Source organism: Paenibacillus naphthalenovorans (assembly GCF_001465255.1).
Classification (GTDB): Bacteria; Bacillota; Bacilli; order Paenibacillales; family NBRC-103111; genus Paenibacillus_G; species Paenibacillus_G naphthalenovorans.
Genome location: NZ_CP013652.1, coordinates 2488787 through 2514286, shown reverse-complemented (window position 1 = coordinate 2514286; position 25500 = coordinate 2488787). Strand labels below are relative to the sequence as shown.

At 50.5% G+C, this 25500-nt stretch carries 25 protein-coding genes; 23 read left to right on the top strand and 2 right to left on the bottom strand.

The genetic code is table 11. The features are described from left to right. Nucleotides 1-51 precede the first annotated feature (51 nt). Nucleotides 52-981 carry a LysR family transcriptional regulator gene (locus tag IJ22_RS12535; protein ID WP_054817906.1) on the bottom strand — a complete coding sequence of 310 codons (930 nt, stop codon included), beginning with the start codon at nucleotides 979-981 and terminating at the stop codon, nucleotides 52-54. A gap of 75 nt (nucleotides 982-1056) precedes the next feature. Here IJ22_RS12535 and aroC point away from each other — a divergent pair, with 75 nt between their 5' ends. From aroC to IJ22_RS12520, 3 genes are all read left to right on the top strand, one after another. Then, entirely contained in the window at nucleotides 1057-2112 is a 1056-nt protein-coding gene (aroC, locus tag IJ22_RS12530; protein ID WP_062409047.1) for a chorismate synthase, read from the top strand. A gap of 393 nt (nucleotides 2113-2505) precedes the next feature. Continuing rightward, nucleotides 2506-2889, top strand: coding sequence for an HAAS domain-containing protein (locus tag IJ22_RS12525; RefSeq protein ID WP_145862532.1), 384 nt, complete (start codon nucleotides 2506-2508; stop codon nucleotides 2887-2889). A 203-nt stretch (nucleotides 2890-3092) separates the two neighbouring features. Continuing rightward, nucleotides 3093-4016, top strand: coding sequence for a DMT family transporter (locus IJ22_RS12520; protein WP_062409045.1), 924 nt, complete (start codon nucleotides 3093-3095; stop codon nucleotides 4014-4016). Nucleotides 4017-4133: 117 nt separating this feature from the next. Here IJ22_RS12520 and IJ22_RS12515 read toward each other — a convergent pair whose 3' ends face one another. Then, complete coding sequence (locus IJ22_RS12515) at nucleotides 4134-4319, bottom strand: small acid-soluble spore protein H (RefSeq protein WP_054817908.1); 186 nt, start codon at nucleotides 4317-4319, stop codon at nucleotides 4134-4136. Nucleotides 4320-4502: 183 nt separating this feature from the next. Here IJ22_RS12515 and IJ22_RS12510 point away from each other — a divergent pair, with 183 nt between their 5' ends. The 20 genes from IJ22_RS12510 (at nucleotide 4503) to IJ22_RS12415 (ending at nucleotide 25439) form a co-directional block, all read left to right on the top strand. Continuing rightward, nucleotides 4503-5426, top strand: coding sequence for an AEC family transporter (locus IJ22_RS12510; protein WP_054817909.1), 924 nt, complete (start codon nucleotides 4503-4505; stop codon nucleotides 5424-5426). Between the two features lie 83 nt (nucleotides 5427-5509). Beyond that, on the top strand, nucleotides 5510-5734 hold the full coding sequence (locus IJ22_RS12505) for a cold-inducible protein YdjO-related protein (RefSeq protein WP_062409044.1): 225 nt from the start codon (nucleotides 5510-5512) through the stop codon (nucleotides 5732-5734). A gap of 215 nt (nucleotides 5735-5949) precedes the next feature. Further along, a complete protein-coding gene (locus IJ22_RS12500) occupies nucleotides 5950-6798 on the top strand; it encodes a pirin family protein (RefSeq protein ID WP_054817911.1) in 849 nt (282 codons plus the stop codon). 149 nt (nucleotides 6799-6947) lie between these two features. Then, nucleotides 6948-7271, top strand: coding sequence for an NIPSNAP family protein (locus IJ22_RS12495; protein ID WP_054817912.1), 324 nt, complete (start codon nucleotides 6948-6950; stop codon nucleotides 7269-7271). A gap of 166 nt (nucleotides 7272-7437) precedes the next feature. After that, complete coding sequence (locus IJ22_RS12490) at nucleotides 7438-8124, top strand: PIG-L deacetylase family protein (RefSeq protein WP_054817913.1); 687 nt, start codon at nucleotides 7438-7440, stop codon at nucleotides 8122-8124. After that, nucleotides 8096-8848 carry an acyl-[acyl-carrier-protein] thioesterase gene (locus tag IJ22_RS12485; protein WP_062409043.1) on the top strand — a complete coding sequence of 251 codons (753 nt, stop codon included), beginning with the start codon at nucleotides 8096-8098 and terminating at the stop codon, nucleotides 8846-8848. Before IJ22_RS12490 ends, IJ22_RS12485 begins: the two co-directional genes overlap by 29 nt. 549 nt (nucleotides 8849-9397) lie before the next feature. Continuing rightward, on the top strand, nucleotides 9398-10540 hold the full coding sequence (locus tag IJ22_RS12480) for an ABC transporter substrate-binding protein (RefSeq protein WP_062409042.1): 1143 nt from the start codon (nucleotides 9398-9400) through the stop codon (nucleotides 10538-10540). A gap of 74 nt (nucleotides 10541-10614) precedes the next feature. Then, nucleotides 10615-11505: a branched-chain amino acid ABC transporter permease gene (locus IJ22_RS12475; protein ID WP_062409041.1), complete on the top strand. Its 891-nt coding sequence runs from the start codon at nucleotides 10615-10617 to the stop codon at nucleotides 11503-11505. Between the two features lie 35 nt (nucleotides 11506-11540). Further along, complete coding sequence (locus tag IJ22_RS12470) at nucleotides 11541-13439, top strand: branched-chain amino acid ABC transporter ATP-binding protein/permease (RefSeq protein ID WP_201023614.1); 1899 nt, start codon at nucleotides 11541-11543, stop codon at nucleotides 13437-13439. Further along, on the top strand, nucleotides 13426-14130 hold the full coding sequence (locus IJ22_RS12465; RefSeq protein ID WP_082660787.1) for an ABC transporter ATP-binding protein: 705 nt from the start codon (nucleotides 13426-13428) through the stop codon (nucleotides 14128-14130). The genes IJ22_RS12470 and IJ22_RS12465 overlap by 14 nt, the downstream gene beginning before the upstream one ends. A 109-nt stretch (nucleotides 14131-14239) precedes the next feature. Next, nucleotides 14240-15409 (top strand): iron-containing alcohol dehydrogenase, encoded by a 1170-nt coding sequence (locus IJ22_RS12460; protein ID WP_062409040.1) that lies wholly within the window; start codon nucleotides 14240-14242, stop codon nucleotides 15407-15409. Between the two features lie 12 nt (nucleotides 15410-15421). Continuing rightward, nucleotides 15422-16885 (top strand): aldehyde dehydrogenase family protein, encoded by a 1464-nt coding sequence (locus tag IJ22_RS12455; RefSeq protein WP_062409039.1) that lies wholly within the window; start codon nucleotides 15422-15424, stop codon nucleotides 16883-16885. Between the two features lie 52 nt (nucleotides 16886-16937). Further along, nucleotides 16938-18083 (top strand): acyl-CoA dehydrogenase family protein, encoded by a 1146-nt coding sequence (locus IJ22_RS12450; protein ID WP_062409038.1) that lies wholly within the window; start codon nucleotides 16938-16940, stop codon nucleotides 18081-18083. A gap of 31 nt (nucleotides 18084-18114) precedes the next feature. Further along, nucleotides 18115-18750, top strand: coding sequence for an RraA family protein (locus tag IJ22_RS12445; protein WP_062409037.1), 636 nt, complete (start codon nucleotides 18115-18117; stop codon nucleotides 18748-18750). 23 nt (nucleotides 18751-18773) lie between these two features. After that, nucleotides 18774-20336 (top strand): acyl CoA:acetate/3-ketoacid CoA transferase, encoded by a 1563-nt coding sequence (locus tag IJ22_RS12440; RefSeq protein ID WP_062409036.1) that lies wholly within the window; start codon nucleotides 18774-18776, stop codon nucleotides 20334-20336. Between the two features lie 12 nt (nucleotides 20337-20348). Continuing rightward, complete coding sequence (locus IJ22_RS12435; protein WP_062409035.1) at nucleotides 20349-22088, top strand: FAD-binding protein; 1740 nt, start codon at nucleotides 20349-20351, stop codon at nucleotides 22086-22088. Nucleotides 22089-22095: 7 nt separating this feature from the next. Further along, nucleotides 22096-22866 carry an enoyl-CoA hydratase/isomerase family protein gene (locus IJ22_RS12430; RefSeq protein ID WP_062409034.1) on the top strand — a complete coding sequence of 257 codons (771 nt, stop codon included), beginning with the start codon at nucleotides 22096-22098 and terminating at the stop codon, nucleotides 22864-22866. Nucleotides 22867-22895: 29 nt separating this feature from the next. After that, nucleotides 22896-23654, top strand: a complete 759-nt coding sequence (locus tag IJ22_RS12425) for an electron transfer flavoprotein subunit beta/FixA family protein (RefSeq protein ID WP_062409033.1) — start codon at nucleotides 22896-22898, stop codon at nucleotides 23652-23654. 15 nt (nucleotides 23655-23669) lie between these two features. Then, nucleotides 23670-24638, top strand: a complete 969-nt coding sequence (locus tag IJ22_RS12420) for an electron transfer flavoprotein subunit alpha/FixB family protein (RefSeq protein ID WP_062409032.1) — start codon at nucleotides 23670-23672, stop codon at nucleotides 24636-24638. A 138-nt stretch (nucleotides 24639-24776) separates the two neighbouring features. After that, nucleotides 24777-25439, top strand: a complete 663-nt coding sequence (locus tag IJ22_RS12415) for a GntR family transcriptional regulator (RefSeq protein ID WP_062409031.1) — start codon at nucleotides 24777-24779, stop codon at nucleotides 25437-25439. Nucleotides 25440-25500: the final 61 nt, after the last annotated feature.

The window sequence follows — 25500 nt, the reverse complement described above, 5'->3', positions numbered from 1 at the left end:
CATTCATTTGTTGAATGGTCGGGATTTGTTGTGTATAGCGGCGCGAGCGAATCAAGAAGCCGTAAGCAGCTCCATAAACCGTGCGGCAATGAGAGACGGGGAATGTTCGCGCAGCATGGCTATTCCAACGGCACGGGGCGGGATCGGCTCGACCGTTTGCAGCTCGAACAGCTGTCCGGCATCCAGTTCTTGCTGGACAAAGGACCGGGTCACGAAGGCGGTGCCGTAGCCGCGCCGGGCCAGCTCAAGCAGCATCTCCATACTGTTCAATTCTATGTCCGCCTCAACCTTATAGCCCTGTGCGTACAGCCACTGCTCCACGAATAGTCTGGTGCTGCTTTCCGAAGACAGCAGGAGAAGCGGGATTTCCGCTAATTGTCCGGTTGTAATCGGCTGTCCGGATAGCGCACGATAGGCATTCCCTACGACAAAACAATCCTGGATGTCCAGCAGCGGCTTCACCTCCAGGCCGGGATCATCCACGGGAAGATGGACGAGACCCAATTCAATTTGCCCGTCCTTTAATCTTTTTCCGATATCGGCGGTTTTGCCTTGGGAAAGACGGATACGTACTCCGGGATAATCGGCATGGAACTGATCGAGTGCGGGCAGCAGCAGATGCCTAATGAACGGTCCGCTTGCGCCGATCCGCAGCTCGCCGGCTGTCAGGCGCCTGAGAGACTGAATTCGTTTCTCTCCGGCATCCAGCAGGGCAAAGGACTGTTCCACATATTCGAACAGAGCGCGGCCTTCCGATGTTAAATTCACCCCTTTGGAAAGACGATCGAACAGCTTTACTCCCAGAGTCTCTTCTAATTGTTTGATCGCATAACTAACCGAAGGCTGGGTAATGTGAAGCGCTTGTGCGGCTTTGGTCAAATTACCGAGCTTGGCGGTATACAGAAATATGCGATACCACTCCATCGCTACTGTTTTGATATAGAACACCTCTATGACATGATTAAAATATTGTGATTTCATTTATTTCATGAGTGAAATTATAATGGAACCAGTCGAAGGTGTCAAAAGGATTCAAAATACCAAGGGGGAAAGGCGATGGCAGGAAGTTCGTTCGGTGATTTTCTGAAAATCACGACGTTTGGGGAATCTCACGGAGAGTCGATCGGAGTGATTATTGACGGGGTTACGCCCGGAGTGGAAATAGACGAGCAGTACATTCAGATTCAAATGGACCGGAGAAAACCGGGGCAGTCCTCCGTAACGTCTCCCCGCAAGGAATATGACCAGGTATATATTCAATCCGGGGTCTACGAGGGCAAAACGACAGGAACGCCGCTTTTTATCACGTTATACAATAAAGATATGAGACCCGAGGCTTATCGCGATATTCAGCATTCCTTCCGGCCGGGGCATGCCGACTTTACGTATTTGAAAAAATACGGCATCCGGGATCATCGGGGAAGCGGCAGAGCATCGGGCAGAGAGACGGCCGCGAGAGTGGCTGCGGGTGCCGTGGCGCGCAAGCTGCTTGAGCGCAGAGGCGTCAGCGTCGTAGCCTATACGAAGGCCATTGGCGGAATCGAATGCGCCGCCTTTATTGAGGATCAAATCGAACGCAATGCGGTCAGAGCCTGCGACCCGGAAGCGGCGGTTCGGATGATAGAGATAATTGAAGCTTTGGCGGCGATCGGGGACAGCTGCGGCGGCATTGTGGAATGCAGGATTCGGGGGATGATCCCCGGCTTGGGAGAGCCGGTGTTTGACAAGCTTGATGCGGATCTTGCCAAAGGGATGCTATCGATCGGCGCTGTAAAAGGAATCGAATTCGGAGCCGGATTTGAGGCAGCCGGAATGCTGGGCAGCGAGCATAACGACCAGATGAACGCGTCCGGTTTCTTAAGCAACCACTCGGGGGGCATTCTCGGAGGAATCAGCACCGGGGAAGAAATCATCTTCAGGGTTGCCGTTAAGCCGACTTCCTCGATATCTGTCCCACAGCAAACGATCCGTACCAGCGGAGAAGAACAAGTCATTGTGACGAAGGGGAGACATGACCCGTGCATTTGCCCGCGAATTGTCCCTGTAGTCGAAGCCATGGCCTGCCTTGTCATCGAAGACCACTTTAAGCGTCATGCGGCTCTGCATCACTAATATCGCAGCAAAAAAGGGGATGCCCCTCAGCCTTTGCAGCTTGGGGTAATCCCTATTTTCCTTCCAGCGGTCTTTCTAACGTTTTTTCGCTTCTCTAAAATATATACCCTCACCCAATATTTTCGCCGAAAACACGCCGAACACCAGAGACCACACCGGAGCGGCAATTCCCAAAAAAGATACGTTCGATACGGCGATCGCAAACGTAAACACGGTGGAATAACGTTAGGAGGACTCGGAAAAAGCCGACGAGTTCAAGTAAGGCACCTCCGGCATCAACTGTGTTCTATTATAAAATCCTCTGAAGATGTGTTTGGAACAAATCCCAAATCCTATTGCGACGAGTTAATGAAGGAAATTCCCAAACGCACGATGCGGGAGCGGGTCAAGCTTATGTTTCTGATTCCGCTCCTGCTGCTCCAATGGAAGCTGATTGAAGGCTTCGGCGGTACGCTTCTGCTATCGCTCTACGACCTCGTCGGATACGTTATCGCATCCTTGGCCGTCATCGGTGTCATGTGGATTGTACTTCGCAAAACGGCATTCAAGCCGAACAAGGCGGCGGTCTGGATGATTTTCGGCCTTGCTCTCTGGTCGATTATGATTTTTATCGGGTTAGAGCTTGCCGGAAGACATGTTTGGCCGGAGGGTCCGCACATTGAAATGCATGGAACTTCCGCCTATGATGTATTGGCTGCCGCAGGTTTGGTGATCCTCCTCGCCTCTCTTTTTTGGACCAGCTTTAAGAAGCTGTACCGAAGACCAAAACAAAGCTGAAATGGCAGGGGAAACGGGCTGCATATATTTTAACGCATACAAGCTAGCAATAAGCCGATTAGGGGAGATAATGAAGATTTATGAACCAATCCAAGGCTAAATCCGTTTTCCGAGTCATTTTCCTTGTTCGACAGGACCTGGAAACGGGAGTATGATTCGGAGTGTCGGTTTATTTCTTGTTAGATGAGGAGACGAAACGGTTCATGATTCGTTCATATCTACTCCTGCTTTTTTGCGTTACTTGCTGGGGGAGCAATTTTGTATTCGGTTCGATATTGGTGAATGAATTTCCGCCCCTGCTTCTAGCGGCACTTCGATTGACCATGACGTCCTTATTTCTTGTCGCTTATGCATGGAGCACCAAAAAGCTGAAGTACCTGAATCCGCGGGATTACTTGCTGCTCATTCCGCTGGGCTTTATCGGAACGCTGCTCAATCAGGCAGCTTTTTTTACTGGGCTTGAAACGGTTAACGCTACAACAGCCTCACTGATCCTGTCCCTTGCACCGATTACGATCGCTTTGTTGGCGTCGGTGTTTTTAAAGGAAGCCATTACAGGGCGCATGATCGCAGGGTCCATCGTGGCGATTCTGGGCATATTCTTTGTAGTAGGGAAATCCGACGGGTTGAATGTTTCTATAGGCACTGTATACATCCTATTTGCTATGCTTACTTTTGCCGTATCCATCATCATGATGCGTAAATTGACAGAGCGGATCGATCCATTTGTTGCTACGGTATATTCGACTGTGATCGGTTCCGGTATGGTGATCCCGGTAGCGGTCATCAAGGAGCCCTTAAACCATGTCAGTCCCCATCTTTGGGCTTGGGTGATGCTTATCGCAACGGCTATTGTGATGCAGGGCTTGTGCGGTTTAATCTGGAACATGCAGCTCAAGCGTGTAGGTGCGGGCAAAGCATCCATATTTTTGAATCTGCAACCCTTTGTAGCCATGATCGCCGGTTTTGTTCTCCTGGGCACACCGGTGACCGCCATTCAAATCTTCGGATCTATATTTATAGTCGGGGGCGTTGTGCTGGCCACATCCCGCAAAAGAGATAAAGCGAATGCTATGAAGCATCCGATATCTGCGCCTAAACCGGCATCTGTCCCCAAAAGTCCATAATCCATTCTGAACCCCCAGGATAAAAAGCAAGCATAGCCAGTAAGCCGTGATTCCGGCGTGGCTATGCTTATTTTGCTGTTTTATTCGGCTTCTTCCTTGCCCATTCAAATCAAGGTTTTATTCCTCATGCTCTTCCAAAAGGTCTAATGGAACACTTTGTTCATTTTCAGGCTCGTTGAGGGGGTAGATCCTGGCTGTTTCTGTCTGCTCATCTACTTGTTGAATATAAATGGGAACCCCCTGATAAGTGACATTGGCCATAACAGGAGAAGAAGCAATCTCACTGGCTCGCGATTTGTTCATCGTCCTAACCTCCATTTATTTTAATTAACGGATATTAATGTGTTCTTTAAATGAAATTATTATTCTTGAAGCTCTTTCTTATAGGACGCAGCTATCGGGCTTATTGAAAATTCATCTTAGACGAACGCTTGTTAGTGGTATTATATTGAGTAGGAATTGAACTTAATAGAAAGGATGCCCGGCATGTTTCAGACGGTTGTTTCAACTCTGTTTCAAGTTATTGTGCCGCTGTCCGTTCCCGTTATTGCGGGAGCCCTCCTGGGACGGTACAGAAATCTGGAAACGAAGCCCCTCATGACCCTGTATTTATATTTTTTAAGTCCGGCTCTGATTTTGGATACGTTGAATCGTGCGAATCTTTCTTTTGACGACATCTACAAGACGCTTGCCTTCTGTATTCTCAATCTGATATTGATGTGGGCCGTTGCCAATGGATTAGGCAGAATTCTGAAATGGTCCTCCTCTGAAATCGCAGGCCTGACTTTGATCTCTACATTCACGAATGCTGTGAATTACGGGCTTCCGCTCGTTTTGCTCGCTTTTGGAACGCTCGGATTGGAAAAAGCATCGATTTACGTCATTATCCAAATGATTATCGTGAATACGATAGGGATCTATTTTGCCGCCCGTTCCCAGTTTTCTGTGAAAAATGCCATTCAATCCGTATTTTCACTTCCGGCGATTTATGCGGCGATGTTGGCAGTCGCACTGCGGACTTTAGACGTGGATTTGCCGGCGGGAATTGAAAAAGGGGTCTCGCTGGTTGCTGCGGCTTATTCCCCGGTGGTATTGGTCATATTAGGGGCGCAAATGGTCAGCGTAAAGAGCGCCGAGATGGATGCAAAGCTGCAGACCCCGTTCTGGATGGGGATGACGGTACGATTGCTCGTGGCCCCGGTTGTGGCCTGCTTCGTGTTATATGTACTGAACATCGAAGGCATCTTGTTTTCGGTTATGCTGCTTTTGGCTTCGATGCCCGTGGCCGTCAATGCGGTGATTTTAGCGGAGAGATTTAACGCCTCGCCCAGGGTCGTTTCGAAGTGCATTCTATGGACCACGCTTGCTTCCTTTATCGTATTGCCTGTTATGATCGCACTTGTGAAATAAATGGGTAAGGGACTTGCATTTTGGCCCTCATGTGTACCATAATAAATAGTCAACATTTTTGGGAAGGTGGGTTAATCACAAGTATGTCAACATCGACTTCTGAGGCACAGACACAAGAAATGAAGGAAATCCAGATTTGGAAATGCAAAGACAGCGAATGCAACGCCTGGATCCGGGATGAATTTGTAACGGAGGCCGCTCCCAGCTGTCCGCTATGCAGCAGCATGATGGAACAAAGTAAAAAACAGGTTCCGCTGGCCGTTAAAAAAGTGAGAAAAACGTTTATTATGGGAAAAAGAAGATTCTAGCACTTATCTTAATACATAACGAAGAAGCCGACGGCATGCTGCCCGTTCGGCTTCTTCCTTTTCCGGGCGGAGAGAGCATCTTCTCCTAAGAACGCCATCCAATTAGCAGAATATTATATAGTCACTTGATAAAAGTAAGTAATATTTTTATAATGATCCTAACACCTTGCTTTCGATCAACCACTAATGCGAACAAACAAGGGAGGCATCCGTTCATGAACGATCAAGCTCATGTATTCCAGCGGGATATTCACCGTGTCTGGACTGCGAAGAAAAACCGGATTAGTCCGACTCATCAGAACAGCTTCATCCTGGAGCCGGGGCATTGGCAGGAATATGATCCATTCCTGATGCTTGCCGAGGACTGGTTTCAAAGAGGCTCATTCAATAACCATCCACACCGCGGCATCGAAACCGTTACGTATGTGATACAGGGAAGGCTTGAGCATTACGATAGCCAAACCGCAGGAAAGGACGAGCTGCTCCCCGGCGACGCACAGTGGATGACGGCCGGGCGCGGAGTGATTCATAATGAAGATCCTGCCGAGGGTGAAACCGTTCATTCCCTTCAGCTTTGGGTTAATCTGCCCAGCGGGGATAAAATGATGGAGCCGCGATATCAGAACCTTCGAAGCGCGGATATGCCCTTGCGGGTGGAGGAAGGAGCGACGATCCGCGTATTCTCGGGCTCATCGGGCGGTGTAGCGTCCCCGACGAAAAACGTTGTTCCCATTACGATGGTGGAATTGAATGTAGAACCGGATGCCTCCGTAAAGCAGGATCTGCCCGGCTCCTATAATGGTTTTATATATATTCTGGAAGGGGAAGGGTTGTTCGGGAAGGAACGTACAAAAGCCAGTGAGGGCCAGGTCCTGTGGCTGGGTTCTGCAGGGAGCAGCCGCGAGAGCGAGGTTGAGATCACGGCCGTTACCAGGCTCCGTGCTTTGTTGTACGCGGGACAACCGCTGCACGAGCCCGTCGTCGCCCACGGCCCGTTCGTCATGAACACGATGGAGCAAATTCGTCAAGCCTACGAGGATTACCGTAACGGAAAATTTGTGTAAGGCGCTGCAGCTTCTATGAATTTTGGTTATTTGCCCGGCGGAGAAAGTCGTCTATAATAAAACAAGTAAGGACAAATCCTGATGACCTGACCTGGAATGCGCAAACAACGTGATTTGGCCGGACCTATTATTGAGAGGAGAAATGTGATATGCTTTATGAACTCCGTATTTACCATATTCATCCAGGAAAAATGCAGGCAATCAACGACCGGTTCTCCAATCACACCTTGCGTATTTTTGCAAAGCACGGTATCAAGGTTATCGATTTTTGGGAGGATATCAACCCTGAGCATAACCGGCTTTATTATGTCCTTGAATTTGCGGATAAGGAAGCACGCGAAGCGGCATTTAGCGCTTTCCAAAGCGATCCCGAATGGCAGAAGGTCAAAAGCGATTCCGAGAAAGACGGCCCGATCGTAGAGAAGCTGGAAAGCATTTTCCTTAAACGGGTGCCCTATTTCACCCGCGGGTAGCGCCTCAAACGACTTTACCGGCAGCCCGTTATCTTCTTGAGGTATAAAATATACGATCCGCCCTGCTTTAAAGAGAGGCTCCGGCTTATCTTGGAAAGGGGCGGATTTTTTCGTAGCATGACTTCAACGCCTTCATGGAATATAATAATGTAAGGAGGCTGATGAAATGAGTCAAACCGTAGGGTTTATCTATGCTCATCCCGACGATGAAACTTTTCTGAGTGCATGCCTGATCAGGCAGCTTGCGGATCAAGGTCATCGTACGGTTCTTCTCCTGGCCACGAAAGGGGATGCCGGTCAAAAGAACGGTTACGCCAGCCATTTAAGCAACGGGGAATTGGCTGAGGTCAGGGTCAAAGAAATGGAGAAGGCTGCCGAAATCCTGGGACTGTCTGCAGTCGAGCATCTAGGGTTTCCCGACGGCAAATCGAATACCGTGGATGAAAACATATTTATTGACGGCATCGTCAACTTCGTAAATAAATATGAACCGTCGATGCTGTTCACCTTTCCGGCAGACGGCGGAAACTTCCATCCTGATCATATGACCATATCCAAAATGACAACGGCCGCCGTATTAAGCGGAAGATGCCCGTCGGTAGGCCGGCTTTATTATGCCATGTCCAGTACGTTAATGGAGAACGGTTACAAGCCCTCCATCGTCATAGATACCGAACAACAGTGGCCCATGAAGGCGGAGGCGCTAAAAGCGCACAAGTCTCAAATGTTTGCGATTGAACGTTACTTTGGGAAGCTGGATTCGTTTCCGGAAAACCGTCGGTACGAATTGTTTGTACTGGCTTGGGAAAAAGGGAGGATGAACCATGCGGGGCTCGTGGAAGGACGACTATAAGATCAGCTCGGATTATACCGATTTCAGGGCCCAATGCCGCCTGTCCTCTTTATTGGCTTTAATGCAAAGAGCAGCGGATGCTCATGTGGACGATATGGGAGTTCTTTGGCAGGAGATGAAGGACAGCGGAATGGGCTGGATGCTGATCACTTTGGACATCGAGTTCAAGCGAATGCCCCGGATATTGGAGACGGTTTCTATCCAAACCTGGAATAAGGGAACGAAGGGGGTATTATGGTTACGGGATTACCGCGTGCGGGATGCGGACGGGAACCTGATGATCCAATCCAGATCGGTATGGGCCCTTGTCGATGTGGGAAAGAGAAAAATACTTCGTCCCTCCGCGTTTCCGTATCGGCTGGATGTTCACGCCGAAGAATCCATTGGCGATGTGCCCGATAAAGTGCAGGTTCCGCCGGATGTGCCGCTTTCCGAAGCTTATCGGATGCAGGTGCGCTACAGCGGAATTGATGCTAACGGACATTTGAACAATTCCCGTTACGCAGATATTTGCCTGGATGCTCTTGACGAAGAGGAGTTAAAACTATCGCTGCACAACTTTCGGATTACATACCACAATGAAGCGCGAATGGGAGACGACATCCTGGTGCTAAGGTCGGATCTAAGCGAAGGAAGCATTTATTTCAGAGGGGAATCCACGGAAGGCAAGCCTTTTTTTGAGGCTTGTCTAGTTGTCGGATTGCAAGAGAAGAGCAGTCTATAACGTTCAAAGTTATAGACTGCTCAGGGGGATGTCCCATAAGTCACCGAGGTGACTTATGGGACATCCCCTTTTTGTTGTGCCCTAAGATTTGGTGAAAGAAAATGGATGTGGTTCCAATAAGGATCAGAAGCAGTCATTGTTTGGGACTCGGGCGGTACCAAACATATTTTCTCCGCACAAATGGAATCAGGAATATTCCCGCAAGCGGGATGCGAATAGCCAACAGCAAAAAGGGCGGAACCATTTCCGCCCAATATTTGGCCGCTTCAAACCGCATTCCTTATCCTTACTTTATTAAATTAAAGCATATTTTAGCTTAAAAGGGAATATTTGAATAAAAACAGAGCCTTCATTGTGCTGTAAAAAAACAATTGACAAAAAATTGAAGTCGGAATATATTAAATAATATCGTTAATCGATAATCTATAAAATCCAATTTGAAAGCGCTTAACAAAGGGTGGTGAGGTATAACTTATCATATTCTACAGTTGTGAAAAAAAGTCGGAGCAGGCGATTAAAAAATAAGTGATGTCAGAAGGGGTGTAACCATTGAAAAAACGGATTCGCGCAATACTGGGTATGTGTTTGGCGGCAAGCATGATCATTGTATCCGCATGCGGAAGCAGTAGCGGAGGCGCAGGTGATCAAGGCGAAGTGATTAAAATCGGTATGGTTGCCGACCTGACGGGCAAATCCGCACTCACCGGCGAGTTTAAAAAACGCGGCGCTCAGATTGCGTTAGACGAGATTAACGGGGCCGGCGGTGTAGATGGTAAGAAGATAGAACTGGTGGTCGAGGACGATCGCGGTACGAACGACGGTACGGTATCCGCATTTCAAAAATTAATCTCCGACCCGGATATCGTGGCGATCATCGGTCCGATCACGAGCACCAATGCGCTCTCCATCAATGAAATCACCAAGAAAACAGGCATTCCCGTCATGATCGGCGGCACAAATGTCAATTTAACCACCGAATTGAAAAACCAATGGTTTTTCCGTTTCAGACCGAGCGACGCTTATTCCGCCAAGACGATTGTCGATTTCTCGACGGACAAATTAGGGAAAAAGAAGGTCGCTATTGTGTATGATACCGATGCATTCGGCACGGCGGGCAAAGACATGCTGGTCGCTGAATATAAGAATAAGGGAATTACGCCGGTCCTTATTGAAGGCTATACCGCGAATACCAAAGATTTTACTCCGGTGCTGGAAAACATCCGCAAGTCCGGTGCTGACGTCATCAACGGCTTTATGACGGCTTCCGCGGATGTGGCCCAATTGGTCGTTCAGATGAGACAGCTTGGCATTCAGGCGGAATTTGTTTCTTCAGCGGCGGGTGCCCAGACGACGACGCTCAAATTGGCGGGTGACAAATTAAACGGGATATATGGTGTGAATGATTTTGCGCTGGATCAAAGCGAGGAGACCAAAAGGTTCGTTGAAAACTTCAAACAGAAATATACGGATGTGCCGGATTTATTTTCAGGCTGGGTGTATGATGCCCTGCATGTGCTGGCCAAAGTCATGGCGGAAAAAGGGACTTCTCCCGATCAGATCCGCGAGGGAATTTTAGCCGTGAAGGGACATAAAGGGGTTGAAGGGGAATATAACTTTGATCCAAACGGCGACGGCCTGCACTCCTACACTGTCGTTCAGGTCGTAAACGGTGAAATTGTAACCGTAAAATAAAGCGAACCAAAGGCTGAATTCGGCAGGCGGCCCATGCCGCCGGATTTGGCCGATACTCGAGGAAGGGGAAGTTTATGGAACTGTTCAATATGCCCCTGCAGCTTCTGGTCAGCGGGATGGCGATAGGAAGCATTTATGCGCTTGTGGCGCTGGGATTTGTGTTGATCTATGTATCCGTGAATGTGGTGAACTTCGCCCAGGGCGAGTTTACGATGATGGGTGCATTCGTCGCTTTTACCCTTGTGGTTTCGCTTAATCTGCCAATATGGGTTGGCCTTATTCTCGGGACGCTCATTGTCGGCGGAATCGGGTACTTGTTTCAGCTGACCGTTTACCGTCCTTTTGCCAAACGGAACAAAGCGTTCTTGGCGGTAATGATCAGTACGCTCGGCGCTTCCATGATCATTCAAAATATTTTCCTGCTCGGTTATGGCGCAGTGCCTTTGAAGCTGCCGCCTTTATTTGCAACGGACACGATCAACATCGGAGACATCGTCGTATCCGTCCAGTATCTTGCGATCCTTTGCTGCGCGATTGTTCTGCTGATTCTGCAGTACTTGTTATTTGAAAAAACACGATTGGGCAAAATGATGCAGGCTACTGCACAGGACCCGGAGACCGCCAAACTGATGGGCATTAAGGTTTCCCATATGCAAGCGCTGACATTCATCTATAGCGCGGCCTTGGGAGGAGCGGCCGGCATTCTCGTTGCTCCGGTGTTTATGATTAGCCATACGATGGGCGCGATCATCGGCTTGAAAGCTTTTGCCGCCGCAATCGTCGGCGGGTTGGGCGATGTCAAAGGCGCCATTATCGGAGGCCTGATGATTGGCATCGCGGAAACCTTTGCCGCCGCCTATATTTCCGGACCTTATAAAGACGGCTTTGCGTTTTTGTTCCTGATCCTTTTCCTGATCTTTAGACCTTACGGGATTTTTGGAGAAAAAGTCGGAATGAAAGCCTGATGCCCTGATGCAATACATGAGTAGGGAGTGTGTCTATGCAAACCAAAACCATGCAAACCCAATCGATACAAAGCAGTGGCGGTATGGAAAAAGAACTGAAAAGCTTAAAGCCGGCGCAGCCCATTTTCATTGTAGTGGGTCTGGTGCTTGTCGTTTTTGCCTTTTGTCTCCCTTTTTTACTGCCGGGGGGACGCCTGGGCAACTACTATATGACGGAATTATTGCGGACAACGGTATTTTGCTTTGCTACGCTGGGATTGACGGTAGGGATGGGGTATGCCGGACAAATCTCGCTGGCCCAAGCGGCTTTCTTCGGATTGGGAGCTTATTCTCTTGCATCAACGACGGTGCTGTTCGGCTTGCCGTATTGGGCCGGAGTCGTATTGGCCTTAGTCATTCCGGTCGTAACGGGATTATTCCTGGGCGCGATCTCTCTTCGGCTGGTCACCCACTATCTGGCGTTAGTTACGATAGGATTTCAAATCATTATCCAGCTTGTGCTTCATAACTGGAAGGGGGTTACCGGCGGTGCCGACGGATTAAGCAGCATTCCCCGTCCGTTCGGCATAGAGGATGCAAAATGGTTCTACTGGTTCTGCCTGGCCGTTTTATTCCTGTGCATCCTCTTTGTTTACCGTTTGAAACATTCAAGACTGGGGCGGGCATTATTCGCGCTGCGCGAAGATGAACTTGCCGCATCGGTCGCAGGCGTGGACCTGTTCAAAACGAAAATGCTGGCGTTTGCCATATGCTCCACATTGGGCGGGATCGGCGGAGCTTTGTACGCATCGGGCTACGGCTATATCAGCCCGGATGTCTTTATCTTTGAACAATCGGTCACGTTTTTTGCGATGCTGATTACCGGAGGAGCGGATTCCATTATCGGTGCGCTTGTAGGTACCATATTGTTAACCTGGCTGCCGGAATGGCTGAGGTCTTTTAAAGAATACTATTTGGCGATTTATGGCGGTTTGATTATCGTGTTCCTGATTTTTTTGCCGAACGGGATTTGGGGAGTGGTCAGCGGTCTTTATGGCCGGCTCATCAAAAAGAAAAGCAGGGGCGGCAGTCCGGAAAAGGCCGGCGCGATCAAGTTTGTTGAAGGAAAGAGCCTGTCTTATCTGGAGCAAGCCAATGCTGCAACTCCAATAAGAGAGGATCAAGTGATTTTTGAGGTAAAAGGCTTAAAGAAGCATTTTGGGGGCGTCAAAGCGGTTGACGGCGTTAATTTTAATGTGAAAAAGGGCGATATTCACGTGCTTATCGGACCGAACGGATCCGGCAAGACGACCGTGATTAACGTATTAAGCGGGATCTACACGGCGACCGAAGGGATTGTCAAATATCGCGAAAAAGAGATCACCAATCATAAGCCTCACCTGATCGTACAAATGGGAGCCGCAAGAACGTTTCAAAATATTCGTTTGTTTCCCGAGCTTTCGGTTATCGATAACGTCATGATCGGCCAGCATACCCGGACCAAAGCGAATCTGTTCCATGTGATGCTGAATTCCAGATCCGCCCGGGAGGAAGAAAGAAAGATCAGGGCCAGGGCGGAAGAAGCGCTCGCTTTTGTAGGGTTCGATAACTATTTTGAGAAAGTGAAGAATCTCTCCTATGGACAACAAAGGCTGGTGGAGATCGCCAGAGCGCTGGCAGCGGAACCCGATTTGCTTTTCCTGGATGAACCGGCTGCAGGGATGAATCCGGAAGAAACGCAGGAGCTGATCAAGCTGATCAAACGGATGAACGAGCTCGGCATTACGATGCTGCTGATTGAACACGACATGCAGCTGGTTTCGCAAGTGGCCGATTACATTACGGTACTGGACTTCGGTAAAAAAATCAGTGAAGGATCCGTGGAACAAGTATTGAATGATCCGGAAGTGATTAAAGCTTATCTCGGGGAGGAATTTGTGCGTGCTGAGACTTAACGGGATCGAAACAAGATATGGCGAGATTGTTGCGCTTCGCAATGTTTCACTTGAGATCAGGGAAGGGGAAATCGTGGCTCTGCTCGGTATGAACGGAGCCGGCAAGTCCACAACGCTCAAAACGATCTCCGGGCTGATTCGCCCGAAAACCGGAACGATCGAGTTTATGGGACAACCGATTGATCACATCGCACCGGAAGAAATCGTCCGCCGGGGACTGGTTCATGTGCCTGAGGGAAGAAAAATTTTCCCCGGGCTCACGGTCAGGGAAAATTTAATCCTAGGAGCAACCGGCAGGAAGGTTCCCATGCATATCGTGAATCAGGATATCGAGGAGATTACCCAGATCTTTCCCGATCTTATCCCGTTGATGGATCGGCTGGGGTGGTCGCTTTCCGGAGGGCAGCAGCAGATGTGTGCGATCGGAAGAGGACTGATGGCAAAGCCTAAACTGCTGCTGCTCGATGAGCCTTCCCTTGGGCTGGCTCCGGTCATTGTTCAAAATATGTTTCAAGCGATTAAGCAAATCAATCAAAGCGGCACTACGGTGCTGCTGGTCGAACAAAACGCGAGACAAAGCCTGGCCATCTCCCATCGCGGATATGTATTGGAGGCCGGCAGGATCGTGGCCAACGACGATGCGTCCAAACTGCTCGACGAGATTAAAAATGCCTATTTAGGAGCGCATTAATGAAAAGCAAGGGCCAAAAATCATCTTTACGAATGACGGCAATTTTGATATGATTAATTCATTATAGATTATCGATAATCGATAAAAATAAACAAAAGGTCGTGAACCGATGAACCTCGTCTTGGATTCCTTTGAATTTGGTCTGCATACGCAAATTTACTACGGAGTAAACAAAATTAACGAACTGCCGACGATTATCCGTAAGTACAACTACAAAAAAGTATTGATTTGTACGGATAAAGGGATCGTGCAATCCGGTAATTTGAAGCGTGTGGAAAGCCTGCTCAGCAGTGCGGGAATTGAATTCTTCACTTTCACGGAGGTAGAACCGGACCCTACCATCGAGATTGTGCAGCATGTGAAAAACCTGTATATCGAGAACGGATGCGATGCACTCATCGGTATGGGTGGAGGCAGTTCTATCGACACGGCCAAAGGGGTATCCATTGCCGTCGTGAATGCCGGAGACCTGACTCAATATGAAGGAAAAGACAAAATTCCGAACAAGGGCCCTGAGATCATCACCATACCGACGACGGCAGGCACCGGATCGGAGGTGACCCATGCTACCGTACTAAAAGATAACAAACGCCATTATAAAATGGGGATTCTAAGTCAACACCTGCATGCCAAAGCGGCTATTCTCGACCCTCAATTACTGACCACCGTGCCACGAGGGGTGGCGGCGATCACAGGCATGGACGCGTTAAGCCATGCGATCGAATCGTATACTTCCAATCAGGCGCAGCCGATTACCGAAGCGTTCGGATTGTATGCGATCCGGTTAATCGGACGGCATCTGCGCCCATTCGTGGCACGCAGGGCGGACCTGAACGCCGCATCGCATATGATGCTCGCATCTACGATCGCCGGTGCGGCGTTCATTTGGGGACGAATCGCAGCGGTTCATGCCATCTCGCATCCGCTCGGAGGACGTTTGGGCGTTGCGCACGGCCTTGCCAATTCACTGCTGCTCCCCGTCGTCATGAGATACAACGTAAGCACCAACTATGAGAAGTTCAGAGATATTGCGGTCGCGCTTGGCGAGAATGTGGAAGGCTTAAGCTTGCGCGAGGCTGCCGAACGTTCCATTACTGCGGTGGAACAGTTGATTCACGATTTGGAAATCCCTACGACGTTAACCGCTTTGGGTCTGCATCCATCCGATGACGAGCTGGATGTGATCGCGAAAGAAGCCTTTGAATCCGGGATGACGAGTGCCAATCCGAAGGATTGCACAACGGCGGACTTACGGAGAATGATCGAAAAAATCAGATAAGGGGAATCCACAATGGGAAACGCACAGCAAACCGCTATCCAGGTGAACAATTATATCGGTGGACGTTGGGTTGCATCCGAATCCGGAGAAATCATCCAGAGAGAAAACCCGGCAAATACCAGTGAGATCGTAGCTGTTGTAACCAATGCTACGAAAGAAGAAACGATTCAGGCTGTGGAGTCTGCTCACGAGGCCTTTCAAACCTGGTCTAAAGTGCCTGCCGTCAAACGTGCCGAGAAGATCTACAACGTTATTGATGTCCTGGAGAGAAGAAGGCAGGAAGTGGCTGAACTGCTCACCCGAGAAATGGGGAAGCCGATCAAGGAAGCCCACGGTGAAATTACGAAAGCGATCAACGAGGCGCGCTACTCCGCCGGAGAAGCGCTTCGATTGACGGGAGAAACGCTTCCAAGCGAGCGTGCGGGGATTCATGTCAGGACGATCCGTGTCCCCAAAGGGGTGATTGCCGCCATTTCTCCCTGGAATTTCCCGCTGGTGACTCCGCTTCGTAAAATCGTTCCGGCGCTGGCCGCCGGGAACACCGTTGTATTTAAGCCAGCAACGGTGACGGCGGCGATGGGCGCGAAAATCATTGAATTGTTCGAAGAAGCGGGGCTTCCGGCAGGCGTGCTGAACCTGATTGTCGGTTCGGGCCGAAGCGTGGGAAATACGCTCGTCTCGCATCCGCTGGTCAAAGGCGTAACCTTCACCGGCTCAACGGCCGTCGGGTCCGGTATATACAAACTGGCGGCGGAACGTCTGATCGAAGTGCAGCTGGAGATGGGCGGTAAAAATGCCGGCATTATTTATGACTATCCGGATGTGAACGGAGCCGTCGATCAGATCTTGGCCGCAGCCTTCGCGGCGAGCGGACAGCGATGCACCTCGATCAGCCGGATTGTCGTACAAAGATCGAGAGTCGAAGAGGTCACCCGGGCTTTGACGGAAAAGCTGGCCCAATACGTCATAGGTGACGGGATGTCGGACAAAGTGAACATGGGCCCGCTGGTCAGTCAAGACCAATTGGATACGGTGGAGCAATATGTGCGCATCGGGCTAGAGGAGGGCGCCGTTTTGGCGGCCGGGGGGAAAAGGCCGTCGGGGGTGAACGGAGGCTATTATTATGAGCCGACGGTATTTACGAATGCAGCGCCGGACATGAGAATTGCCCGGGAAGAAATCTTTGGTCCTGTCCTTGTCGTGATACCGGTGGACAGCTTTGATGAAGCCGTTCAAGTGGCCAATAACAGTGAATACGGTCTGGCTGTGTCCTGCTTTACGCATCATATGCCGTATGCGGAACAGGCCGTGGAAGAAATCGAGACCGGCATGATCCATATCAACAATGGAACGATCAGCGAATCTCACGTTCCCTTCGGGGGGCTGAAGCATTCCGCCGTCGGCCCGTATTCCATCGGTTCGACAGGCAAGGATTTCTTGACCGCACTTAAAGTCGTATATTCAAGCTCGAAATAAAGCGGATGACGCCGTGTGCCAATTTACTATGATATTTTGGGAGAGTTGACCAATGGGCTACGAATTGACAGCAGAGCAGTTGGAATGGCAGGCGGTTGCGCGGGAATTCGCCTCGCGCAAGCTGACGCCGGCCAAGCATTGGCTGGAGGGCGAGGATTTCTGGAAAAACGCGGAGATGCTCTCCGAGCATGGATTTCTCGGCATTACGCTGCCTGAAGAATACGGCGGGATGAATCTGGATTTATTCAGTGCGATGCTGATTATCGAGGAGCTGTGCAAAGTATGTCCGACCAGCGGACGGATGGTGTATCATACGGGTCCGGGCATCGCCAATTTTATAAATCATCTGGGGACTCCGGAGCAGAAGAGTAAATATTTGCCCAAAATTGCGGCGGGTAAATATTACGTCGCTTTGGGCATGAGTGAGCCGGATGCGGGGAGTGCGGCTACCGATCTGAAAACGACGGCTGTGGAAAGCGGCGATTATTACAAGCTGAACGGCTCGAAAATCTTTGTCAGCGAAGGGCATCTTGCGGATGCGTTTGTCGTGTACGCCCGATTCGGCAATTCGGGCAAACCGTCCGATATCGGGGCCATCCTGGTGGAACGCGGAACGCCGGGCTTTTCGGTCGGAGTAGCCGAGGAAAATATGAGCGGCGAATACCAGACCGCGCTTTATTTTGATGAAGCGCTTGTTCCGAAAGAAAATGTACTGGTGACCAAAAATGCATTTAAAGCCTTAATGGGCGTGTATAACGGAGTGCGTCTCGGCTATGCGGCCCAAACGCTGGGCATTGCGCAAGCGGCCTTCGATCGTACCTGCCAGTACGTGAAAGAGCGCAGGCAGTTTGGAAAGGAGATCTGTGAGTTTCAGGGTGTGCAGTGGATGATTGCCGACATGTATCTGCAGCTGGAAGCTGCCCGGACTCTGCTTTATAAGGCGGCCGCCGAGGTGCTCGACAGCGCAATCGATAAGACGTCCGTGAGTATAGCCAAGGTTTATGTTGCGGAAGCCGCGAAAAAAATTACGGACGATTGCCTGCAGCTTCATGGAGGATACGGCTTTTCACGAGAATACCCGCTGGAGTGGTACTACCGCTGTGTCCGTGCGGCCTCGATTGCGGGCGGTACGGTGCAGGTTCACAAGACGATGCTGGCCGCAGCCGTACTCCAAAGAAAATTCGATCAGCGGAAGTAAAAGACAATCTCACAGGGAGATGAGAAGAAGGATGATTGATCAAAGCGCGGCTGCGTTAACCGAACAATTGGCACAGTTCGATGCGGCGATTGTTTCCGATTGCCTGACAGGCAATGAACACGCCATGACGGCGAATATCAAGCCGCTGGACCGCCGCTTCAAGCTTTGCGGGCCTGCACTGACGGTCAAGTGCCACCCCGGAGATAACCTGATGCTGCACCTGGCCGTGGCCAGCGCCAAACCGGGGGATGTGCTGGTCGCGACAACGAATCAGCACTATGAAGCGGGCTATTGGGGAGAAATTCTCACCATTGCAGCTATGGAACGCAATATTAAGGGGCTCGTGATCGACGGCAGCGTCCGGGACATTGAACAAATCATCGATCTTGGATTCCCGGTATTCACGCACTCGGTATCGATCAAAAAAGCGGAGAAAAAAAATACCGGCAGGCTAAATGCTCCGATCGTTGCGGGAGGTACGATTGTCCATCCGGGAGATATTATTCTTGCCGATGCCAGCGGCGTAGCCGTGGTTCCTTCCAACCGGCTGGAAGAGATCGTGCGGGCGGCTCAAGAGAAGGTCGAGTTTGAAAAAACGGTCATCGAACAATTGAAGCAGGGAAAGCTCACGGCTGACTTATTTGACCTGCGCAAGTATGAAATCTAGCAAGAAAGGAGGGGGAAGAGACAATGTCTGCATACCAGAGAAGCGTAACGACTCGCTCCAAGGTCATGACGGCGGAAGAAGCCGTAGCGAACATTCCCGATGATTCGACGATTACTATCGGGGGCCTGATTTCGATTCTATGCCCGGAAAAAGTCATCTCGGCCCTGGGTCATCGGTTCGATAGCTGCGGCAGTCCTTCCAACCTGACGGTCATTACCCCGGTTCGTGTCGGATGGGATAAAGAACGAACGACGGGACTGGATCATCTGGCAAAGCCCGGCATGCTGAAAAGGCTGATCAGCGGAAGCTTTAATGTCAAGGAAAGCCCCAGGATTACGGAAATGATCCGCAGCAATCAAATTGAAGCGTACAGCTTTTCCATGGGAACGTTATTCCATCTCATCCGGAGCATGGCCGGCGGCAATAAAGGCATGTTCACGCAGGTCGGACTGCAAACGTATGTGGATCCCCGGATTGAAGGGGGAAGGCTGAACGAAAGAACGACGGAGAGTCTGAATGAGGTTATCGAGGTGGCTGGAGAAGAATATCTTTATTACCGTCCGCTGCCTGTCCATGCTGCAATCATCCGCGGAACGACGGCCGATGAGGACGGCAACGTCTCCCTGGAGCATGAACCGGTGACGCTGGCCGGCTTAGAGATGGCGATGGCTGCCAAGGCTAACGGGGGATACGTTATTGTTCAAGCCAAGAGGCTTGCCGCCAAAGGTTCGATGCATCCGCGTTCCATCGCCGTTCCGGGTATTTTAGTCGATGCCGTCGTGATTGATCCTGAGCAAAAGCAAAGTCTGCTCGAATATCATCATCCGAGCTGGACGGGAGAGATCAAGGCCCCGATCGATGACATAGCCGAGCCGCTTCCCCTGGACACCAGAAAGATTATACTGCGCAGGGCTGCGGAAGAATTGGCCCCGGGCTCCGTCGTCAATCTGGGGGTCGGTATTCCGGTTTCCTTGCCGCAGTTATTAATCGAAGAGCATTTTTTCGATCAGGTTACGTTTTCTCTGGAGCACGGCGCCGTCGGCGGGATTCCGATGGGGGAGGAAGTGTTCGGAGCACATATCAATCCGACGGCCATTCTCACTTCTCCGCAAGCCTTTGACTATTACCATAGCGGAAGCTTGTCGGCCAGTCTGCTTGGCTTTGCGCAAATTGACGGAGCCGGCAATGTCAACGTCAGCAAGTTTAACGGCATTTTTCGCGGTTCGGGCGGCTTTATCGATATCGTTCACCGTACAAAGAAAATCTTGTTTTGCGGCACGCTGACGAGCGGAGGACTCGAAGTCCGAATTCGCGACGGGAAGCTGGCTGTTGTGAAGGAAGGACGGCATAAGAAGTTTATCCCGCAGGTAGAGCATTTGACATTCAATACCGATGCCGCCAGACAAAAAGGGCAGGCACCTTTATACATTACAGAGAGAGCCGTATTCCGGTTGGGTGAAGAAGGCCTGGTTCTCGCCGAATACGCTCCGGGAATCGATATAGAGAAGGAAATTTTGCCTTATATCGATTTCCCGGTGACCATTGATCCGGCAGTCAGGCCGATGTCTTCCCATATTTTTGAGTAAGGAGACCAAATCATGTCCAAACAAAGGATTGCTAAAGAAATTGATGCGGATGTCCTTGTGGTCGGAGGCGGCGGGGCGGCAGCCCGTGCGGCGCTTTCGGCCAAACAGGCTGGGGCCGATGTCAGGATGGCGGTCAAATCCCAATGGTTAAAAAGCGGATCAACGGCTACGGCTTTCTCTGAATTGCTTTCCATCGCAGCGGCGATCGGTCACGGGGATGAGCGGGACCATCCGGAAATTCATTATTCCGATACGATGGAATCCGGGGAAGGCTTCATTGATCCCGAACTGGTGTGGGGATTAGCGCATGAAGTGCCGGACCGGATTTATGACCTGATCGATCTGGGACTGGAGTTTGATAAACAGCCGAACGGGAAATTGGTTCAAGGCATGAGCGACTATGCAACGTATCCCAGAACCTGCCGGGTAAACGGAGTCACCGCAAGACACATTCTTGCCATTTTGGCAAAAAGGCTAAAAGCGCTCGATGTGCCCGTGGATGAAGATATGATGATCTTTGACATATTGACTGACGCCGATAAAAAGGTGACCGGGGCCTTGGGCTGGCATCGGCAGACGCAGGAAATCGTGCTTTACCGGACACCGGCCGTCATCTTTGCTTGCGGGGGTTCCCATGGTATTTATAAATATGGCGTAGGTACCCCGGATATGACAGGCGACGGTTATGCCATGGCCTATCAGTTGGGGCTTCCCTTGATCAATATGGAGTTTGTGCAGATCGGACCGGCTTCCTTGTTTCCGTCCATTACGCTTCTCTCCGGCCCGGTCTGGAAAACGAATCCCGAGCTTACGAACGGGAAGGGGGAATCGATTTTTAAGGATATCCTTCCGGAAGGCGTAACGGTTGAAGAGGTATATAAGGAAAAAGTGTTTCCGTTCTCCGTATCCAACGTTTCATTCTATCTGGATACCTCGATTCAGCGGGAGTCAGAAAACCATCCGACCCCCCGAGGCGGGGTGTGGTATAAAAAAAGACCGGGGACCGATGATTTGATCGAGTCGAAAATGCCCAAAACCAAACGCGTGCTGAAAAGCAAGGGGACGGATCTGGACAAGGATGCATTCGAGATCGGACTGATTTCCCAGTGCAACAACGGGGGAGTCCAGATTTTGAATATGAACGGCGAGACGGCTATTGCGGGACTGTACGTTGCCGGCGAGACGGCGGGCGGACTGCGTGGACCGGACCGGCCGGGAGGCAACTCCCTGGCGGAAGGGCAGGTATTCGGCCACCGGACGGGTACGGCTTCTGCGCAATATGCAAAGCGCCAAACCACGAAGCCGGATCCGCAGCTTCAAGCGGCAGATCGGATGGACAGCTATCGGGCATGGCTTCGGAAGAGCGTTCATGGAACGAAAAGCATAGAGAAAGCCGCCGATTCGGTGAGAGACATGATGCACCGAAATTGTCTGGTGATCCGAAGCGAGCAGAGGCTTTCGGAAGCCTGGGATTTTTTATGCGGCCTGGAGACGGACCTGATGAGCGGTAAGTATCATATCGATGACAGTCTGTTCGCCAAGGCGAAGGAATTGCATCATATGATCATCACGGCAAAAATCATCGTCCTTTCCGCCAGAGAACGAAAGGAAAGCCGAAGCTGTCATTACAGAGAAGATTTTCCCGAGAAAAACGATCGCGATTGGAAGAAAAGCATCCGGGTTCAATGCAGCGAGGGAAAGATGACAACGGATTATTATGTATGGCCGACCCGGAGAATATTGCAGGGGTGATGATCCCATGTACGTCCAAATCAAATCGGTGGCTGACGGGATTGCCCGCATTTCACTTTCCAATCCCAAAATGAATGTATTGTCCAATCAGGTGAAGAGAGAGCTTAAAGATGTGTTTTCGCGAGTGTCCCAGGATTCCAACGTTCGTGTGATCGTGTTTGCAGCGGAAGGCCCGCATTTTTGCTGTGGAGCCGACATGAAGGAATTTCCGGAGCGGATTGAAAACAAGGCGTCCGGTAAAGCGTGGGATGAGGGCCATCTGATGCTGCGTTCGATTCTAAACGCCCCGCAGCCGACCATCGCTTGCATTCAAGGAAATGCCCTGGGGGGAGGCGCTGAGCTTGCCGTGGCCTTCGATTTCAGGATTTTTGCGGAAAACGCCCAATTCGGATTTCCCGAAGTCACCAGAGGCGTATTTCCGGGAAATGGCGGGCTGGAACGAATGATCGACATTGCGGGTTCCGGCCATGCCATGAAGCTGATGGTTACCGGCAGCGTGATTCAGGCTGCGGAAGCCAAAAGCATGGGAATGGCTACGGAAATCGTGCCTGCGGAGCGTCTGGCCGAAGCGGTTGAAGAGCTTGCCCAACGGCTTGCTTCCCTTCCTGCCGCCGCGGTACAGGCGGCCAAACGGGCGGTAAATCGGTACCTCGGCTCAAAGCATGATTTCGATGCGTTCGGACGCGGGCTTTTTCAGCAAGTTCATGAAACCGATGATGTGAGAGAAGGCGTCAACGCCTTTTTTGAAAAACGCAAGCCTGTATTTAAGCATCGTTAATAAGAAAGCAAGCACGGGGAGGGATCGGCTTGAATATATGGGTATGTTTGAAACAAACCTTCGATACGGAAGAGAAAATCAGGCTGGAAAACGGGAATATCGTGGAAGATCAGGCGAATTGGATTATTAATCCATATGATGAATATGCGGTGGAGGAAGCGGTAAGGCTGCGCGAACAATTCGGAGGAGAGGTAACCGTGGTCACGATCGGTCCGGAGCGTGTGGAAACCGCCCTTCGGTATGCTTTGGCCATGGGAGCCGACAAGGCCGTGAGGATCAGCGGAGCGGAAGGCGACGAATATGTCATCTCCAAGACGCTGGCCCATTACTTAAAGGATAAGGACATCGATATCATTCTGACCGGAAATCAATCGATCGATAACGGGGCGGGACAAGTAGGGGTTCGCCTGGCGGAAGAACTCATGCTCCCTCATGTCACATCCGTGATTCAATTGGCGGTGGAATCGGACCGGGTTCACATCGAGAGAGATGTAGAGGGCGACGTATATAAAATCGAAAGCAAGCTTCCCATACTGATCACCTGTCAGCAGGGTCTTAACGAACCGCGATACCCGTCACTGCCCAATATTATGAAGGCGAAGAAAAAGCCGATCGAGACGATCCGCTTCGAGGAGCTTGGCGTATTGGACAGCACCCCAAAGACGGAAACAGTGAGCCGTTACCTGCCTCCCAAAAGGCAGGCATGCCGGTTCATCGATCATCAGGATTCAAATGGCGCAGCTCATGCTTTGGTGAACATCCTGTTTGAAAAAACATCCATCTTTTAGAGAGGAAGAAGAGCGATGAACAGAAACGTGCTGGTTTTTACGGAAATGAAAGGCTCCGTACTCCGTCAGGTATCTTTAGAGGCGCTGTCCCTCGGCCAAAAAATTGCCGGAGACGGGAGCTTGGTTGCGGCGGTGTTCGGAAGCCAGGCATCCCGGTATGCCGAGGTATTAGGGCAGCATGGTGCGGATCAGGTGATGGTGTTCGCCGATCCCCAATTCGACAGATATCAGGCCGACATCTACTATCATGCCTACCGGAAAGTGATTCAGGCAACGAACCCGGATGTCATCCTCGCAGGACATACCGTGAATATGAAGGACGTAGCTCCGAGAATCGCTTCCCGTTTCGGATACGGTTTGATCTCAGATTGTACGAATGTGGAGTTGAATGGCCATGATCTGAGCTTTATACGCCCGATCTATGCGGGTAAAGCTTTCGAGAAAAAACGGTTTACGACAGAGAACATGTTCGTCACGATACGTCCGAACAACTTCAAGGCGGAACCGTCGCCCAAGGTGCAGGAAGTCGTCTTTTGTGAAGCGGACAATGTGGATGTACAAACCGTGATCCGCGACATTGTGCTGAAGTCTACGGGCGCGATCGATTTAGCCGAAGCGAAAATCGTCATTTCAGGGGGGCGGGGCGTGAAAAGCAAAGAAGGCTTCGGGCCTTTGAATGAGCTGGCTTCCGTTCTCGGCGGAGCGACGGGAGCTTCCAGAGGCGCTTGTGACGAAGGCTACTGCGACTATGGGATGCAGATCGGTCAAACGGGAAAGGTGATTACACCCGACCTTTATATCGCATGCGGGATCTCTGGAGCGATACAGCATGTGGCCGGGATGTCGAACTCCAAGGTCATCATTGCGATCAATAAAGACCCGGAGGCTCCGATATTTCAGATTGCGGATTACGGGATCGTCGGCGATTTGTTTGAAATCGTTCCTCTCCTGACCGAAGAGTTCCGGAGAAGATTGGCGAACTGACCGACCCGGTGTTGGATACCGATCAGGCCGCAGAATTTGAAATCATGCGGGAATACGGTAAAATATAGTCGATTGGATAAGCTGCTTGGGAATGGGACAGCTCAACCATGACCGGTATCCCGCGTAAAGGATGTGTCTATGATCAAAAAGAAAGTCGTTTACAAATCACTTGCCGAACAGGTGTATGAGTCGATCAAGGAATCCATTATCCGATCCGAGCTGAAATCCGGAGACCGGATCATCGAACTGGAGATTGCCAGAACCTACGGCGTCAGCCAAAGCACGGTGCGCGAAGCTTTAGGACTTCTTCGCAGGGATGAACTCGTTGTCACCCATGGGAATAAAGGAACCTATGTTTCGAATTTTTCCAAGAAAGATATAGAGGAAATCTACACCTTTCGGGAAGTGATCGAAGTATTTGCCATTCGCCGGGCCATTGAGCGGATTACGGATGAGGATGTCGCCGCCTTGGAGGACATTTATAACAATATGGTTGAGGCGGGCAAAACAGACGATATTGACAAAATGAGATTGAATGACGTGGCTTTTCACAGCATAATATATAAAATCGCCGAACATTCCTTCATGTATCAAGTGTGGGAGGATATCACGAATAAGATGAGCCGCATCTGGTATTTTACCGGCCAGTTTTATTTCCGCGATTTACAGGAGCTTGCCGAAATGCACAAGCCCATCCTGGATGCATTCAAAAAGAAAAATAAAGAAGAGGCCTGTGAGGCCTTCATGAAGCATCTGAATTACGTCAGACATCAGATCTTGAGTCCGGCAAATCCATCATAAGATGGTCGAGAACAAGTAAAAAACCAATTTTGGCGATACCGGAAAATTAGGAGAGATTGCT